This is a genomic window from Thermococcus sp. (assembly GCF_027008145.1).
Classification (GTDB): Archaea; Methanobacteriota_B; Thermococci; order Thermococcales; family Thermococcaceae; genus Thermococcus.
Genome location: NZ_JALTCZ010000202.1, coordinates 22,346 through 36,613, shown reverse-complemented (window position 1 = coordinate 36,613; position 14,268 = coordinate 22,346). Strand labels below are relative to the sequence as shown.

Annotated in this window: 16 protein-coding genes and 1 tRNA gene; 7 read left to right on the top strand and 10 right to left on the bottom strand. The window is 54.1% G+C overall.

The features are described from left to right. Positions 1 to 30: 30 nt before the first annotated feature. Both hpkA and dcd read right to left on the bottom strand, forming a co-directional pair. Positions 31 to 234: an archaeal histone HpkA gene (hpkA, locus tag MVD07_RS10360; protein ID WP_297501832.1), complete on the bottom strand. Its 204-nt coding sequence runs from the start codon at positions 232 to 234 to the stop codon at positions 31 to 33. A 282-nt stretch (positions 235 to 516) separates the two neighbouring features. After that, a complete protein-coding gene (gene dcd / locus MVD07_RS10355) occupies positions 517 to 990 on the bottom strand; it encodes a dCTP deaminase (RefSeq protein WP_297501829.1) in 474 nt (157 codons plus the stop codon). Between the two features lie 111 nt (positions 991 to 1,101). Here dcd and MVD07_RS10350 point away from each other — a divergent pair. After that, a tRNA-Arg gene (locus MVD07_RS10350) sits at positions 1,102 to 1,179 on the top strand. A gap of 98 nt (positions 1,180 to 1,277) precedes the next feature. Here MVD07_RS10350 and MVD07_RS10345 read toward each other — a convergent pair. From MVD07_RS10345 to gcvPA, 3 genes are all read right to left on the bottom strand, one after another. Then, positions 1,278 to 2,048 carry a class I SAM-dependent methyltransferase gene (locus MVD07_RS10345; protein WP_297501826.1) on the bottom strand — a complete coding sequence of 257 codons (771 nt, stop codon included), beginning with the start codon at positions 2,046 to 2,048 and terminating at the stop codon, positions 1,278 to 1,280. Between the two features lie 221 nt (positions 2,049 to 2,269). Beyond that, entirely contained in the window at positions 2,270 to 3,772 is a 1,503-nt protein-coding gene (gene gcvPB, locus MVD07_RS10340; RefSeq protein WP_297501823.1) for an aminomethyl-transferring glycine dehydrogenase subunit GcvPB, read from the bottom strand. A 10-nt stretch (positions 3,773 to 3,782) separates the two neighbouring features. Next, positions 3,783 to 5,144 carry an aminomethyl-transferring glycine dehydrogenase subunit GcvPA gene (gene gcvPA / locus MVD07_RS10335; RefSeq protein ID WP_297501820.1) on the bottom strand — a complete coding sequence of 454 codons (1,362 nt, stop codon included), beginning with the start codon at positions 5,142 to 5,144 and terminating at the stop codon, positions 3,783 to 3,785. A gap of 107 nt (positions 5,145 to 5,251) precedes the next feature. Here gcvPA and MVD07_RS10330 point away from each other — a divergent pair, with 107 nt between their 5' ends. Then, positions 5,252 to 5,866, top strand: coding sequence for a DOMON domain-containing protein (locus MVD07_RS10330; protein WP_297501817.1), 615 nt, complete (start codon positions 5,252 to 5,254; stop codon positions 5,864 to 5,866). Beyond that, positions 5,863 to 6,540, top strand: a complete 678-nt coding sequence (locus MVD07_RS10325; RefSeq protein WP_297501814.1) for an HAD family hydrolase — start codon at positions 5,863 to 5,865, stop codon at positions 6,538 to 6,540. The genes MVD07_RS10330 and MVD07_RS10325 overlap by 4 nt, the downstream gene beginning before the upstream one ends. On the opposite strand, the gene MVD07_RS10320 is transcribed toward MVD07_RS10325, so the two are convergent. Continuing rightward, a complete protein-coding gene (locus MVD07_RS10320) occupies positions 6,532 to 6,816 on the bottom strand; it encodes a hypothetical protein (protein ID WP_297501811.1) in 285 nt (94 codons plus the stop codon). The genes MVD07_RS10325 and MVD07_RS10320 overlap by 9 nt on opposite strands. Before the next feature lie 91 nt (positions 6,817 to 6,907). Between MVD07_RS10320 and MVD07_RS10315 the strand changes: the two genes are divergently transcribed. The 4 genes from MVD07_RS10315 (at position 6,908) to MVD07_RS10300 (ending at position 9,479) form a co-directional block, all read left to right on the top strand. Next, positions 6,908 to 7,585 carry a metallophosphoesterase gene (locus tag MVD07_RS10315; RefSeq protein ID WP_297501808.1) on the top strand — a complete coding sequence of 226 codons (678 nt, stop codon included), beginning with the start codon at positions 6,908 to 6,910 and terminating at the stop codon, positions 7,583 to 7,585. 45 nt (positions 7,586 to 7,630) lie between these two features. Continuing rightward, the gene (locus MVD07_RS10310; RefSeq protein ID WP_297501806.1) at positions 7,631 to 8,329 is read left to right on the top strand and encodes a PrsW family glutamic-type intramembrane protease; all 699 of its coding nucleotides are present in this window, start codon (positions 7,631 to 7,633) and stop codon (positions 8,327 to 8,329) included. Between the two features lie 4 nt (positions 8,330 to 8,333). Then, entirely contained in the window at positions 8,334 to 8,546 is a 213-nt protein-coding gene (locus MVD07_RS10305) for a hypothetical protein (RefSeq protein ID WP_297501803.1), read from the top strand. A gap of 138 nt (positions 8,547 to 8,684) precedes the next feature. Beyond that, a complete protein-coding gene (locus MVD07_RS10300; RefSeq protein ID WP_297501801.1) occupies positions 8,685 to 9,479 on the top strand; it encodes a hypothetical protein in 795 nt (264 codons plus the stop codon). Here the strand turns inward: MVD07_RS10300 and MVD07_RS10295 are convergent, their stop codons facing one another. The 4 genes from MVD07_RS10295 to glpK all read right to left on the bottom strand — a co-directional run bounded on the left by MVD07_RS10295 (position 9,480) and on the right by glpK (position 14,224). Next, the gene (locus tag MVD07_RS10295; RefSeq protein WP_297501799.1) at positions 9,480 to 9,830 is read right to left on the bottom strand and encodes a DUF1667 domain-containing protein; all 351 of its coding nucleotides are present in this window, start codon (positions 9,828 to 9,830) and stop codon (positions 9,480 to 9,482) included. Then, a complete protein-coding gene (locus MVD07_RS10290; protein ID WP_297501798.1) occupies positions 9,827 to 11,086 on the bottom strand; it encodes an FAD-dependent oxidoreductase in 1,260 nt (419 codons plus the stop codon). The genes MVD07_RS10295 and MVD07_RS10290 overlap by 4 nt, the downstream gene beginning before the upstream one ends. Next, positions 11,083 to 12,573, bottom strand: coding sequence for an NAD(P)/FAD-dependent oxidoreductase (locus MVD07_RS10285; protein WP_297501796.1), 1,491 nt, complete (start codon positions 12,571 to 12,573; stop codon positions 11,083 to 11,085). Before MVD07_RS10285 ends, MVD07_RS10290 begins: the two co-directional genes overlap by 4 nt. 169 nt (positions 12,574 to 12,742) lie before the next feature. Further along, positions 12,743 to 14,224: a glycerol kinase GlpK gene (gene glpK, locus MVD07_RS10280; protein WP_297501794.1), complete on the bottom strand. Its 1,482-nt coding sequence runs from the start codon at positions 14,222 to 14,224 to the stop codon at positions 12,743 to 12,745. Positions 14,225 to 14,268: the final 44 nt, after the last annotated feature.

Here is a 14,268-nt window from a genome sequence, read left to right as displayed (position 1 = left end):
GACAAAAACAGGGAGAAAAGCCAAAGGCCATCAGGCCTTTATGGCAAGCTTTATGTCCTCGGCCTTAACGGTCTTCCTGCCGGCGTGCCTAGCGAAGTCGCTGGCCTTCTTGCTGAGCTCGATGGCGTATTCCTCGAGGTACTCTGCAAGAACTTTGGCTGCCTCCTCGCTGACCCTCTCGGCGCCGGCCTTCCTTATAAGCCTGTCAATCGGGGCAATCGGAAGCTCGGCCATTCACAACACCCCCTTAAAGGTTTCTTCGGTATTCTTTAGATGAATAGAAGTATATAAAACTTTCGGTAACTAAGCCTGCTGAACCGTTTAAACTGCCAGTGAACCTTAAAGTACATTCCATTTGACCCGGAGAAAGCTTAACCAACCTAGTAACCCGGTAAAGTTCTCGACAATTGTTAAAATCCGAAAAGAAGGCCCCACCCAGATGGACCCTCCTGGGAGGTTTAACCGGGTCGTCGTTTTGGGTGTTGCCTTCAGCTTGGAGCAGAGGCGGGTAATTCACTATCGGTGTGTTTTCCTCTTAGAGAATGTAATATGGGAGCTCCCCTGGTAGTTTCCCCGGTACGGCTTGCGGGCCGGCCTTTCAAGCCTCACGAAGGCTATCTGGACGAATCTCTCCCCGTATTCCAGCTCAACGACCTCGTGAGAGGCGTTGTAAATGCCCAGTGTCAGCTTACCGTCCCATCCAGGATCAACCCAGGCAAAGGAACCGAGGAGACCTTCTCTGGCGAGACTGCTCCTAAGCTTCATGTCTCCCATAACGTCATCGGGGAGCTTTACCCTCTCGAGTGTAAGGACGAGGACATATGAGCTGGGGGGTATGCTGACTTTTCCCTCACCTTTAATGTCCACGACCTTTCCTTCCACGTAGGCTTCCGCACCAACGCGGAGATCGTAGCCGGCCGGCTGTAGCGACTCCTCAGAGAAAGGCTCTATCAGTATCTCCTTCCTTATTTTCCAGTCGGGCAGTATCATCCGGCACCACCGAAAGAGCTATAATCCGAACAAATAAAAATCCAGTGGCCTGTGATGAGCGGTAGGCCCGGCACTGAACCGTGCTGAGGGCCACCACTCCTGAGGCACCGCGGGCCGGTGGCCTAGCATGGATGGGGCGTCGGCCTTCGGAGCCGAAGGTCGCGGGTTCAAATCCCGCCCGGCCCGCCATAAGTTGGGCGGGTGGTATCAGAGGATCTCGTTTTCTCAATCTTCATTCCCTGGTGCAATGGAACGCTTTCCCGGCGGCGAAATATCTATCCATTAACTCAGAACTGACTGTAAAGCTCTCCAGCGATTTCCTTTCTCGGCTTTGAGAAAAGCATAACGTCCGAGACTTCTGCTATGCCGTGCATTTCTCTTTTTATCAGCTCCGCGTCACTGAAAAAGACTTTCCCGATGGCGAGCAACGATGCCAGATCCCAGGGTCTGAGATCCATATCCATGACCTTCTCAAAGCCCGGAAGCCTGTAATAGCCACGCCTCTCAACACCCCGCTCCACTTTGTAGCCCTCATAAAGGGAGATTATCGAGTAGTCTTCCCGTCTGATTTCGACCCTAACGGGTTCATAGGCCCTGCGGTAGAGGAAGCGATAAATCCTATCCGTTTCCTCGATGAAAAACCTCCCATCTTCACCTAGAACCAGCGCTACTCCAGCGAAGAGCTTAACCGCCTGAAACGGGTCAAAGTGGGGCATGCTGCGGCCGAAGAGGACGGCAACGTCATGTTTCCCAACGAGGGACGGGAGTTCCAGGATGTCCTCGGCGATGACCTTAAGTTCGGGGTTTATTCCGGCCATCTTAATCCAAGAGCTGACCTTTCTGGCATCTTTCCTCCTCATCTCAACAAGGGTCAGTTTTGATGCCGACAGTGCTTTGGCCGCGGCAACTCCCGCTATGCCGGTTCCGGCGCAGAGGTCGAGGACGCTCGAGGCCTTCTCATAACTTTCAAAGAAACGCACAATGCTCCAGAGCCTTTCAATGGCCTTCTCGTCACTGGGCTCCATCCACCACCGGAAGTGCCGGTAGAACTCCTCCATTTCATCACCATAGAAAGTTATGAGAGTGATTTAAAACGTTGGGCCTCGGCTAACCCTCTTCTCCTCACCGCTCGGCGTGGCTAACGCTCGTCATCGGCCGGTGGAAGTTGTGCAAAGGTATTAAAAAGGATGCGCGAAGTGAAACCGGGGAATGACGAGCGTTTACCGGTCTGAGGAATGATGAGACTGGCACTGGCCGACCCCCCATAAAAAGGAAAAGGTCAGTAGTCGATTTCGCCCTTTTCCTTCAGCTCCCTGTACATGCGCCAGCTGATTATTGGCTTTTTTGCAGCTAAAACGTCGTCCACCCTTCTGATGGCCGTGTTATGGGGGGCGCTCTTGATGATTTCCGGGTTGCTGTAGGCCTCTTCACTTATCCCCTTGAGGACATCAACGTAGGCGTCGAGCTCCTCTTTGCTTACCGTCTCGGTCGGTTCTATCATCAAAGCTTCGTGCACTATCAGCGGGAAGTAAATAGTTGGAGCGTGCATTCCGAAGTCGAGGAGCCTCTTCGCAACGTCGAGGGCCCTAACTCCGGTCTCCTTCTTCATGGGCTCGGCCGAAAACACCGTCTCGTGCTTTCTCAGCTCCTTACCCGGTAGCTCGTAACCTCTGGTTCCCTTCAGCTTTTTGGTTAGGTAGTTGGCGTTGAGAACAGCTATCTCGCTGGCCTCCCTCAGGCTCTCTCTCCCCATTATCTTAAGGTAAGTCAAGGCCCTGACGATGACGGCGAAGTTTCCGTATAGCTCCTTCACTTTCCCTATGCTCTTTGGCACGTCGTAGTCGAGGTAGTAGTGCTCGCCGTCATAGTCCACAAGCGGAACCGGCAGGAAGTCCTTCAGGAAGTCCTTAACGCCAACCGGCCCGCTTCCGGGGCCACCGCCGCCGTGGGGCGTTGAGAATGTCTTGTGAAGGTTGAGGTGCACTATGTCAAAGCCCATATCGCCGGGCCTTACCTTGCCGAGAACTGCGTTGAGGTTTGCACCGTCGTAGTAGAGCAGACCGCCGGCCCTGTGAATTATCTCCGCTATCTCAACTATCTCGTCCTCGAAGATTCCTAAGGTATTGGGGTTCGTGAGCATCAAGCCGGCTGTCCTCTCGCTCACGGCACTCTCAAGTGCCTCTAAATCAACCGTCCCGTTCTCGTTGGAGGGTATCTCGACGACCTTGAATCCCGCCATTGCAGCACTTGCCGGATTGGTTCCATGAGCTGAATCAGGAACCAGTATCTCATCCCTCTGGGTCTCGCCCCTGTCCAGATGATAGGCGCGGATTATCGAGACGCCGGTGAACTCTCCGTTCGCGCCAGCTGCTGGTTGGAGGGTGAAGCGGTCCATGCCCGTTATTTCCTTCAGCCACTGCTCAAGCTCCCACATTATCCTCAGCGCTCCCTGGATGGTTCTCTCGTCTTGGTATGGGTGGATATAGGCCACTCCAGGATGGTCTGCTACCTCCTCGTTTATCTTGGGGTTGTACTTCATAGTGCACGAGCCGAGCGGGTAGATGCCCGAATCGACACCGTAGTTCATCTCGCTTAAGCGCGTGTAGTGCTTGACTATCTCCGGTTCGCTCAGCTCAGGGAGGTCGAGTCTGCTCTTCCTTCTCAGCTTCTCCGGGATTTCAATATTAATATCTTCAATCGGCTTTGGGAGCGTGTAGCCAACCCTGCCCGGCTTGGAGAGCTCGAATATGAGCGGTTCATCCCATTTGGCCTGGCGGAACATCTTAATCACCTCACACCTCTGCCTCGTTTATTATCTCTCTCAGCGCCTTGAGGAGCCCCTCGACCCATTCCTTCCTCGTCGTTTCAGTTGCCGAGAAGAGTGCGGTCTCTCCTAGCTCTGGGAAGTGCCTGCCGAGGTAGTAGCCACCGTGTATTCCCCTCTCCAGGAGCCTCTCGTGGATAACATCGTACGGGATCTCAAACTTAGTCGGCACGTCTTTGAAATAAAGTCCCTCGAAGGGTATTTCAGCGACCTCGGAAAGGTGCCTCTTGAGGTAGGAGGTGTTCTTGAGGATAACCTCTCCAAGCTCTCTCAACCCCTTCGGGCCAAGCGTTGCTAGGTGTATGGCCGAGGCAACAGCAACAAGCGCCTCGTTCGAGCAGATGTTGGAGGTGGCCTTGGCCCTTCTTATGTGCTGTTCCCTCGTCTGGAGGGTCATCACAAAGGCCCTCTTCCCATTGGCGTCCTTCGTCATGCCAATTATTCTCCCCGGCATCTGGCGGATGAGGGTTCTGTCGTTCCTCACGGCGAAAACTCCCGCCCTCGGCCCGCCGAAGTTCATCGGGCTCCCAAGGAACGAGGCCTCTCCTACCGCTATGTCTGCACCAAGCTCTCCTGGGGCCTCAAAGACCCCAAGCATCGTTGGGTCTGCTCCAACAACGAAGTAAGCCCCGGAATCGTGGGCTACCTCTCCTATCTCCCTCACGTTCTCCTCTACCAGACCGAAGAAGTTGCTCATCTCGACGTAAACGCCGGCTGAATCCTTAGATTCTTCCTTGAGCTGCTCTATGTCGAGATGGCCGTTCTCGTCCCAGGGGACTTCGACTATCTCAAGGTTAGCTCCCCTAGTGTAAGTCCTTATTACGGCCTTTTTTTCAGGACTGAGGGCCTTTGGGATTACGAAGCGCTTCCTCTTTCCCCTGTGGAGTCTCGCTGTCATCAGAGCGGCCTCGGCTATAGCAGTCCCCCAGTCGTACATCGAGGAGTTGACGATTGGAAGACCGTAGAGTTCCGCCATCATGCTCTGGTACTCAAAGAGTGCCTGGAGCATGCCCTGACTTACCTCGGGCTGGTAGGGGGTGTATGACGTTAGGAACTCGCTCCTCTCGATGAGGTACTTGATGTGGGCCGGAACGTAGTGGAAATAGGTTCCAGCTCCGAGGAAGCTCGGCATTTCAAGGACGGTTCTGTTTTTGCTCAAAACCTCGTTGAGCTCTGTAAAGACCTCGTACTCGCTTCTTCCCTCCGGCAGGTTGAACTCCTTGATCATCCCCTCTGGGACGTCAGAGAAGAGGTCGTCTATAGAAGAAAAGCCGATTTCCCGGAGCATCTCCTCCTTCTGGGGAAGGTTTGGGAGGTAGTGTTTGCCCATACCTATCACCTTCTAAGCTTTAAGACAGTCGTTGAAAGTTGGTCGGAGGAAATATATGCTTTGTGCCGGCCAGGCACCTTTAAAAACCCTTGTCTCAATTCAAGCTCATGATGAGAGGCATTAAATCCCTTGCACTGGTTCTAGCACTTACATTCATTGGGTTCTCTTTTGGATGCACAGGAGAGAATAGCGGGAAAGCCGGTGTCTCGCCCACCGAACAGGTTCAGTGGAAGCCCGACGGCATCATAAGCCCGGGAGAATACTGGATGAACTTCTCCTCTAGAGATGGCACTTTCTATGCCTTCTTCCGTGTTGAGAACGGAACGCTCTTCGTTGGTATGAAGGCCAGAACTCACGGCTGGCTGGCGATGGGCTTTGGTGGAAGTGTGGGGATGAAAAACATCGATATCGTCATAGCCTACGTCCTCTTGAATGGAGTAGCCAAAATCAGCGCCTCCTACTCGACAGGTTTCGCGGGTCTCCATGTTTCGGACACAACGCTCGGTGGGAGCTTCGACGTAATCTCCTACGGGGGAATGGAGGACGAAAACTGGACCGTGGTCGAGTTCTCCAGAAAACTGGACACCGGCGACCGCTACGACTTCGTTGTTACTCCTGAAAAGCCCTTCAGGGTAATCTGGGCCTACGGCCTGGTTGATGACTTCCTCTCGATGCACGTCTCAGCGGCTTCAACTTTCATAAACCCGGAGGTGGTTGAATGATCATTGCCTTTGACTTTGACGGGACTCTGGTGGACAGCTACTCCCCCATCGAGGAGGCCTTCAGGAGAGCCCTTGAGAGGCGCTGGCGCTGGCTACCCGGGAAGGCCCTCTGGGCAGAGCTCCTAACAAAAATAGAACTTCAGTTCGAGAGGCCGACCTTTGGGGGGCATAAGAAAAAATCCGGGCCACCCTTCTTCCTCAGGACGAAGTTCTTTGAAACCTGGTTCGAGGAGAGGGCGAAGCTGACGAAGCCCATAGACGATGCTCCCGAACTGCTGAAGAGGCTTAGGGAAGGGGGGCACGTGGTAATTTCTTTCTCCGCTGAGGACTTCATCGACGGCATGAAGGTCAGGAGGATGAAGATGGCCGGACTCTATGACCTCTTTGATGATGTTATAGTCTTCGGCAGAGGTTTGACGATAGACGAGGCCTTTAAGCTCGTCCGCGAGAAGTACGGTGATGAGACCTTCATCTGGGTGGATGACAAGCCCTGGCGCTTCATAGGTCACGGGGATGAAAACACCGAGTACGTCTGGTATTACTTTCCCTTTACTGCCAAGTTCGTGGAAAAGAACCGCGGGAGGCTCGCTTTAATCCCGCACCTACACGTGATTCGGGATCTCTGGAGCATTTTCGACGTCGTTGAGAGGGTAAGGCAGGAGCGCTCACCCTGAGTCGGCGTTGGTGTATTCGAGCGTGTCCTCGACGAACTCGTCGTAGGTCTCCCTGTCAACCTCTTCGAGCCTCAGTGTGAACTCCTTTCCCAGAGACCATCTTATTGCGACTGCTCCCTTGGAGGTCTCTGCCATGACCAAACCGAAGGGAAGGTCGCCGGCCCAGTGGTGTTTTGAAAAGCCCACTTTAAAGCCCCTCTCTTCGAGCTCTCTTAATATCTCCTCGTAGGTTTTGATGGGCCCGTGGGGGCTTCTCGCGAACCCAATGTAGGGCATTCTTACTCACCACTGTTACCTCAATGAACGAATTTAAAACTTTTTTGGTTCCCCGAACAAAGCTTAAAAGTCACTTCGAGAACGCTAACCCATGAAACCCCGATTCCTTTCAGAGAAGGCCCTGTTGCTGGGGAATAACCTCATCGTTGCTGACCTTCATCTCGGTTATGAGGTGGCCATGGCCAGGGAGGGCTTTTACCTCCCTTGGGTGTTCCATGAGACTGTTGGAAGGCTCGCCGGCATAATCGAGCGATTCAAGCCGAAGAGGCTTGTTATAGACGGCGACCTAAAACACTCCTTCATCCCAGAGTGGCGCGAGAGGGAGGAGCTGAGGACGTTTGTTGAGAAGGTAAGCCCCCTGGTTGACGAGACAGTCCTCGTGAGGGGGAACCACGACGTTGGGACGCTGTGGCTCAGGGAACTCGGAGTTGAGGTCGTTGATGAGCTTGACATCGGCCACTGGAAGCTTGTCCACGGCCATAAACTCGTTGAGGGCGAGCGCTTTATAATAGGCCACGAACACCCCGCAATAAGGTTGCGTGATGAAGTTGGGGCGGTAATTAAAGTCCCGGTCTTTCTGGTTGGGGAGAAGCTCATCGTACTCCCTGCTTTTAGCCCCTGGGCCTATGGAAACGATGTCCTGAGGGAGGTTGTCTCTCCGTTTCTAAGGCTCATTAGGGAGGACTTTCGGGTAATTGTGCCCCTTGAGGGAGAGCTCCTCGACTTCGGTAGGTTCTCCCTCCTTTCAAAGGTACTGAGGGAGCTCTGACGAAAACTTTAAACCTAGGATGTCTCCAGTTATTTGGGTGGTTGAATGGGAATCTTGGCAACGTTGATCTTTTTCGCATACGCTCCGGCTCTCGCTTTCCTCTGGTACTTCTATCACAAGGATAGATATGAGCCCGAGCCAAAGCGCTACGTCATAGCCACTTTCCTTCTTGGTGCAACTCTCTCGGTGGGCATAGCCTACGTGCTTGAGAGCATTCTGACAATCGGTGGGATAATAAAGCCTATACTTCCGACGACGGCCTTCTACGTGGCCCTCGTTGCGGGAATCGTAGAGGAGCCATCCAAGGCCCTTGCCGTCAGATTTCCTTTCAGGGCTGGACAGATGGACGGTATCATGGATGGTGTTGTTTATGGCGTCGCCGCTGGCCTCGGCTTCGCCGCAACGGAGAACTTTTTGTACGGCCTCGGCTGGGGCGTTGCGGTTACGATAACCAGGGCTTTCCTCACGCCACTCGCCCATGCAACCTGGACGGCAGTAATCGGCGTTGGCTATGGGCTCCTTGCCGAGGGCAAGCCGGTTGTGCTGGGCAACTTCTACGCCTTGGCCATAACGCTCCACTTCTTCTGGGACTACTTCGCCTTCCTCAGCGCCGAAGTCCCGGCCTATAACATAGTCCTGATATTCCTCCTCCTGCTGAACCTTGCGATACTGCGCTACTTCCTCCTCTTGGGTGAGGAGGAGGATAGGAGAAGGTTCTTGTACGGTTATTTCTTCAGGGGGTGATGGGATGAAGGAATCCGACAGGCTGAAGGGAGCCCTCTTCGAATCCCGCCCTTACGTTGAATACTGGGATCGGCTGAAGGAGACCGTCGAGGCCCTCTGGGAGGCTTCCCGGGACGAGGAAGAGTTCCTTGGACTGCTCCAAAGGGAGATTGAGAAGACGGAAGAGCCCTTCAAAACGGACTTAAGGATATTCCTCCAGAAGTTTGAAGCCCTCTGAACTTTTCTGTCTTCAGTTTTCTCCTGGAAGAACATGAACTCTTTTTGCTAACTATCTTAAGTAGTTTGTAAAAATTGAAGAGAAAAAGTATTTAAACCCTAGACCGAAGTTCCTTTGACATAATGGGAGGTAGTTGGAATGAGGAAGGTCTGGGCACTATTCCTTGCTGGACTCGTCCTCTTTGCCAGCGGGTGCATAGGGGATGGCGTGGGACTCACTGAGGAAAAGGTCATGAAGGCCATAGAGAGCATCCACACTGGAACCTACCAAGAGAACATATCCTTGGCAATGAACTTCACAGAGCCCTCCAGCAACAAGACCGTTGAGATGCTAATGAAATTCAAATCCATCGGTGCCTTCAACCTGAGCTCGGGCATAGAGGCAGGTAACTTCTCCCTTTTCATGGAGTACTTTGGTATGAACATTACAGCAAACTGGCCGTATTTCCTGAACGGCACCCGGGCATTTTTCAAAATCAAGGGGAAGTGGTACAACGCAACGGGTGCTGAGCTTGCCAACGAGAGCAGGGGCTCCCTTGACATCGAAGCCATCAAAAAGCTCCTAAAAGAGAAAAACGTGACAATCAGGAAGCTCTCTGAGGGCTATTCCTTCAGGGTTAACATAACCTACTGGGAGCTCGTGAACATAACTAACAGGAGCAACTTGGTTCTTTCCCAGATGAAGAGAAAGAACATCGAGAGCGTGACAACCAAGGAAGGCTGGGTCGAGGTGCACCTGACTAGGCAGGGCTATCCGGTTTACGTCGAGGAATACTTCAGGATGGTGATCAAAATAAAGACCTGGAAGGGCGTTATGCCGGTCAGAGTGACCCTCCACGACGTTGTGGTCTTCAGGAACATAAACCGGAAGGTGGAGATAAAGACTCCGGAGGGGCTGAATAACGCGCCTCCGATTAATGAGGCACTCCCCTGATCAGGCTCCTCTCGTCACCACTATTTTTACTCCCTTCCACTCGGTGACGACGTCTCCTATTTTTATCGGCGCCTTCAGCTTTAGGCTGGCGAGAAACCTCATGAGCTCCGGGATCTTCTCCTTTGGCACTGGTTCAGCAGTTTTTACGCTCACCGTTGGCAGTGCCCCGTTCTCGACTGGAAGGACTGTCATCACTACCCTCTTCGGGCTCGTAACTTCCTGGATCGCCCACTCCTTACCTCGCGGACAGGTGTGCCCTCTGACCTCAAGAACTTTTCCGTCCTCAACCTCGACCTCTATCGAACAGCCGAGCGGGCAGACGATGCAGGTGAAGCGGTAGGTCTTCCTCATGGCCTTACCACCTCCACTGTGAGCTTCCCCGCTCCTCTGATCTCCTCCTCTTTAAGCTTGAGCCTTATCATCTCCGCCGGCTTGACGACGGGGAGCTTGAGCCTCTTGCCTATCTCAGGAATCCTCAGCTCAACGTCCTCCATGGGTTTTGAAACGCGGAGGTAGAGGTAGACATCCCTTTCCCCGCTCAGGTAGTGCGGAACTACGAGCCTGATGTTCTCACCCTTCTCGACCCTTGTCCACCTCCTGCTCTCGATTCCGCCGTTCTCTATGAACTCTTTGGCCCCTTCGGCAGCCATTTCACCCTGTTCCGCTACGTAGTCCACGAGGTCGTTGATGAGAAGGGAGTTTCCAGCCACGAATACTCCGGGAACGCTCGTCTCAAGACGGTCGTTCACGACCGGTCCGCCGGTGGCAGGGTCGATCTCGACGCCGATCTTTTTCAGCTTCTTCACGGCCGGAACTAAACCGACTGAGATCACGAGCGTGTCTGCCTCGATCCAGAATTCCTCGCCCGTTTCTCTCAGGTTCTCGTCGATCCTGACGACCTTTACCTTCTTGACCCTGCCCTTTCCTCTAACTTCAACGACCTTGTGACCTAAGTAGAGCGGAATGCCGAAGTCCCTGAGTATCATGACGTTCCTCGCTAAACCGCCTGGATAGTGCATGAGCTCTATTACGGCCTTGACTTTGGCCCCCTCGAGTGCAAAGCGACGGGCCATTATCAGGCCGACGTCACCTGAGCCGACTATGACTATCTCCTTGCCTGGCAGAACCCCGTAGATGTCCATCAGCGTTTGAGCCTCTCCAGCGGTGTAGATTCCCGAAACGCGATCGCCCACGATTCCAATCTCGAAGGCGTGCCTTTCGCGGGCACCGGCGGCGTAGATTACGGCCCTGGCCCACACACCGTAGAGCCCGCTTGGAGACGTGAAGAGCACGAACTTTTCGAGGTCGGAGTAGTTCCTGATTTCGAGAATCCTGGCGGAGGTTCTGTACTCTACTCCAAGCTCAACCAGCTTCTTGGCAAGCCTTGAGGCAAACTCCGGTCCGGTGAGTTCTTCCCCGAAGTAGTGTATCCCAAAGCCCGGGTGGATGCACTGCGGGAGGATTCCTCCAAGGTAGTCGTTTTCATCGAGCAGGAGAACCTTCAGCCCGAGCTCTTTAGCTTTTATTGCAGCGGCCATTCCTGCCGGCCCGCCACCAATGACCACAACGTCGTAACTGAGGGTTGGAACGTTGGGGAACCCCATCATGCCTCATCCCCCCTCAGGAGGGCTTTCACGTCGCCTATTCCAATCTCACTTCCCTCGCCCTTCAGCGTGACCTTCCAGGGCTCGATTCCGTACTCCCTCGCTAAAAGATGCACTATCCTCGGCCTGCAGAAGCTCCCCTGGCAGGTTCCGGTCGTTGCCTTGGTCCTAAACTTCACCGAGTCAACGCTAGGCGTTTTAACACCTATGAACTTCATCCTCTCTATCGCCTCCAAGATATCCCCCTCGCTCACGCCGTTGCACCTGCAGACTATCCTACCATAAGACGGGTTCTTCTTGATGAGCCCGTTCGCTTTCTCAGGTGGCAGCATGAAGAAGTGTGTAATTTCCTTCCGATAGGGGTTCCACTTCTCCTTCTCAACGAGCTTTATCCCGAGGTCTCTCTGGATTATCTCAGCGACTTCGTAGGCTATCGCCGGGGCACTGGTGAGGCCGGGAGAGCGTATCCCTGCGACGTTTATAAAGCCCCAGACCTCTTCCTCGGCTTTTATTATGAAGTCCCCGCCCGTCGGTTCCGGCCTTAAGCCGGCAAAAGTCCTTATCACCTTGTTTCTCGGTGGCAGGTTGGGCCATAGCTTTTTGGCGCCTCCCCAGACTCCCTCAAGGCCCTCCTTTGTGGTAGCGAGATTCTCTTTCTCCTCCGGAGGCAGGTCCTGGGCGTTGGGCCCTATCATGAGGTGCCCGCTCACCTCGGTCGTGACGACGATCCCCTTGCTTATTGGGGTGGGTGTCGGGAAGAGAACCCTTCTCGGGCCGGGAACATCGTCGTCAAAGATCCAGTACTCACCTTTCCTCGGGTGGATTTCGAAGTAGTCTATTCCTGCCATCCTCGCTATCTCGTCCGCGTAAAGCCCGGCCGCATTGATGACCACGTCAGCCTCGATAAAGCCCTTGTTGGTCTCAACGCCCTTTATCTCGCCGTTCTCGACCTTTATACCCCTGACTTTCGTTTCGAGGTGGGTCTTCACCCCGTTGGCAACTGCGTTTTCGACGAGGGCTATAACCGCTGGGATCGGCGCTATCTGACCGACTATTGGAACCCAGAGTGCTCCAATCGCTTCCCTTGTGAGGCCCGGCTCAAGGTGGAAGAGCTCATCCCTACTGACGATCCTCATCTCGGGGACGCCGTTCCTCCTCCCGCGTTCCAAAAGTCTCTCCAGCTCGTCGAAGTCCTCGTCCCTCAAAGCCACTATCAAAGCCCCGTTCCAGATGTGGGCTATCTGGAGCTCCTTAACCCAGCGGTGCCAGAGCCTGTTTCCCTTTATGCAGAGCCTCGCTCTCGTCGGGTACTTCTCCGGGTCGTCATCGTAGCCCCCGTGGATTAGGGCGGTGTTTGCCTTGCTCACGCCCCAGCCAACATCCGGGGCCTTCTCGATGAGGTGAACCTCCAGGTTCTCGTACCTGCTCAGGACGCGCGCTGTGCTGGCTCCGCTTATCCCCGCACCTATTATGACCACTCTTGTCTTCATTAATATCACCTCAAACTAAGTATTGGAAAGGGATTTGCATGTTTTAAAGCTTTCTTTAACCTTTAGTTTGGCCTAAAAGGGATGAGAGAACAGTTTAGGGCATAAAAAGGTAGGACAGCCGTGAACATTTAGCAAATGTACATAGATGGGCCATGAAAATAAACGAGAGTCAATTGCCGACGACCTTCGCCCAGCCCATCGCCCTTTTCACAGCTTCCTTCCAGCCGCGGTAGAGCTTCTCCCTTGTTTCCTCGTCCATCTTCGGTTCGAAGACCTTCTCCGCCTTCCAGAGCTTCTTTATTTCCTCAATGTCATTCCAGTAATCGACTGCAAGGCCAGCTAGGTATGCCGCTCCGAGGGCCGTTGTTTCTTTTACCACCGGCCTCACAACGCGCCTGTTCAGTATGTTCGCCTGGAACCCCATCAGGAAGTCGTTTGCCGTCGCGCCCCCGTCGACGCGGAGCTCCTTTATGCCGACGAGCCTCTCCATCTCCTCTATCACGTCCCTCGTCAGGTAAGCTATCGCCTCCAGCGTTGCCCTCGCGAGGTGCTCCCTGCCGGTTCCGCGCGTTATGCCGATTATCAGTCCGCGCGCAAACTGATCCCAGTATGGCGCGCCGAGGCCCACAAAGGCCGGCACGAAGTAAACTCCATCGTTGCCCTTCAGTTTGGTGGCGAGCTCTTCCGTTTCGGAGGCGCTTTTTATTATCTTTACCCCGTCCCTGAGCCACTGCACAGCGGCACCGGTTATGAAGATGCTTCCTTCAAGGGCGTAGGTGACCCTTCCGCCGAGGCCCCAGGCTATGGTCGTGAGCAGGTTGTCTGAATAGCGGATGGTCTTCCCGGTGTTGGCTAAGATAAAGCTCCCCGTCCCGTAAGTTGCCTTCACCATTCCGGTCTCAAAAGCGGCCTGTCCGAAGAGCGCAGCCTGCTGGTCGCCGGCGTCTCCGCTGACGGGAATCTCGGCACCTAAAATGTCTCTCTTCGTGTAGCCGTAGACTTCGCTAGATTCCCTGACCTCGGGGAGAACTCCCTCCGGGATGTTGAACAGCTCAAGCAACTCGTCGTCCCACTCAAGCCTCTTGATGTTGAAGAGCATAGTCCTGGAAGCGTTGGAGTAGTCTGTAACGTGTTCACCAGTGAGGCGGTAGATTAGGAAGGTATCAACCGTCCCGAAGAGGACTTCACCCCTCTCTGCCTTCTCCCTCAGACCGGGCACGTTGTCGAGGAGCCACTTGAGCTTGCTTGCGGAGAAGTAGGCATCCGGAACGAGACCTGTTTTCTTCTTGATGAGGCTTCCGTACTCGCGCTTTATCTCCTCCACCATCTCGGCCGTTCTCCTGCACTGCCAGACTATGGCGTTGTAGAGCGGCTTTCCGCTCCTGTCCCAGACTATGGTCGTTTCCCTTTGATTGGTAACGCCTATAGCCGCTATCTGGCCTGGCTCGACCTTGGCCCTCTTGATGGCGCTCTTTATCGCCCTGAGCTGGGCCTCCCATATCTCTTCTGGATTATGCTCCACCCAGCCGGGCTTTGGGTAGTGCTGAGGGAACTCGTACTGACCGATTCCAAGGATGTTGCTCTCCCTGTCGAACACTATTGCCCTCGCCGAAGTGGTTCCCTCGTCAAGAGAAAGGATGAATTCCTCCATGCCACCACCAAGAATTAAGAAAGACGGGGGGATATATTAGGGAT

What these genes read in the sequence shown, in the direction of transcription:
- hpkA (WP_297501832.1), bottom strand. Translation starts at nt 234, where the DNA reads ATGGCCGAGCTTCCGATTGCCCCGATTGACAGGCTTATAAGGAAGGCC.
- dcd (WP_297501829.1), bottom strand. Translation starts at nt 990, where the DNA reads ATGATACTGCCCGACTGGAAAATAAGGAAGGAGATACTGATAGAGCCT.
- MVD07_RS10345 (WP_297501826.1), bottom strand. Translation starts at nt 2,048, where the DNA reads ATGGAGGAGTTCTACCGGCACTTCCGGTGGTGGATGGAGCCCAGTGAC.
- gcvPB (WP_297501823.1), bottom strand. Translation starts at nt 3,772, where the DNA reads ATGTTCCGCCAGGCCAAATGGGATGAACCGCTCATATTCGAGCTCTCC.
- gcvPA (WP_297501820.1), bottom strand. Translation starts at nt 5,144, where the DNA reads ATGGGCAAACACTACCTCCCAAACCTTCCCCAGAAGGAGGAGATGCTC.
- MVD07_RS10330 (WP_297501817.1), top strand. Translation starts at nt 5,252, where the DNA reads ATGATGAGAGGCATTAAATCCCTTGCACTGGTTCTAGCACTTACATTC.
- MVD07_RS10325 (WP_297501814.1), top strand. Translation starts at nt 5,863, where the DNA reads ATGATCATTGCCTTTGACTTTGACGGGACTCTGGTGGACAGCTACTCC.
- MVD07_RS10320 (WP_297501811.1), bottom strand. Translation starts at nt 6,816, where the DNA reads ATGCCCTACATTGGGTTCGCGAGAAGCCCCCACGGGCCCATCAAAACC.
- MVD07_RS10315 (WP_297501808.1), top strand. Translation starts at nt 6,908, where the DNA reads ATGAAACCCCGATTCCTTTCAGAGAAGGCCCTGTTGCTGGGGAATAAC.
- MVD07_RS10310 (WP_297501806.1), top strand. Translation starts at nt 7,631, where the DNA reads ATGGGAATCTTGGCAACGTTGATCTTTTTCGCATACGCTCCGGCTCTC.
- MVD07_RS10305 (WP_297501803.1), top strand. Translation starts at nt 8,334, where the DNA reads ATGAAGGAATCCGACAGGCTGAAGGGAGCCCTCTTCGAATCCCGCCCT.
- MVD07_RS10300 (WP_297501801.1), top strand. Translation starts at nt 8,685, where the DNA reads ATGAGGAAGGTCTGGGCACTATTCCTTGCTGGACTCGTCCTCTTTGCC.
- MVD07_RS10295 (WP_297501799.1), bottom strand. Translation starts at nt 9,830, where the DNA reads ATGAGGAAGACCTACCGCTTCACCTGCATCGTCTGCCCGCTCGGCTGT.
- MVD07_RS10290 (WP_297501798.1), bottom strand. Translation starts at nt 11,086, where the DNA reads ATGATGGGGTTCCCCAACGTTCCAACCCTCAGTTACGACGTTGTGGTC.
- MVD07_RS10285 (WP_297501796.1), bottom strand. Translation starts at nt 12,573, where the DNA reads ATGAAGACAAGAGTGGTCATAATAGGTGCGGGGATAAGCGGAGCCAGC.
- glpK (WP_297501794.1), bottom strand. Translation starts at nt 14,224, where the DNA reads ATGGAGGAATTCATCCTTTCTCTTGACGAGGGAACCACTTCGGCGAGG.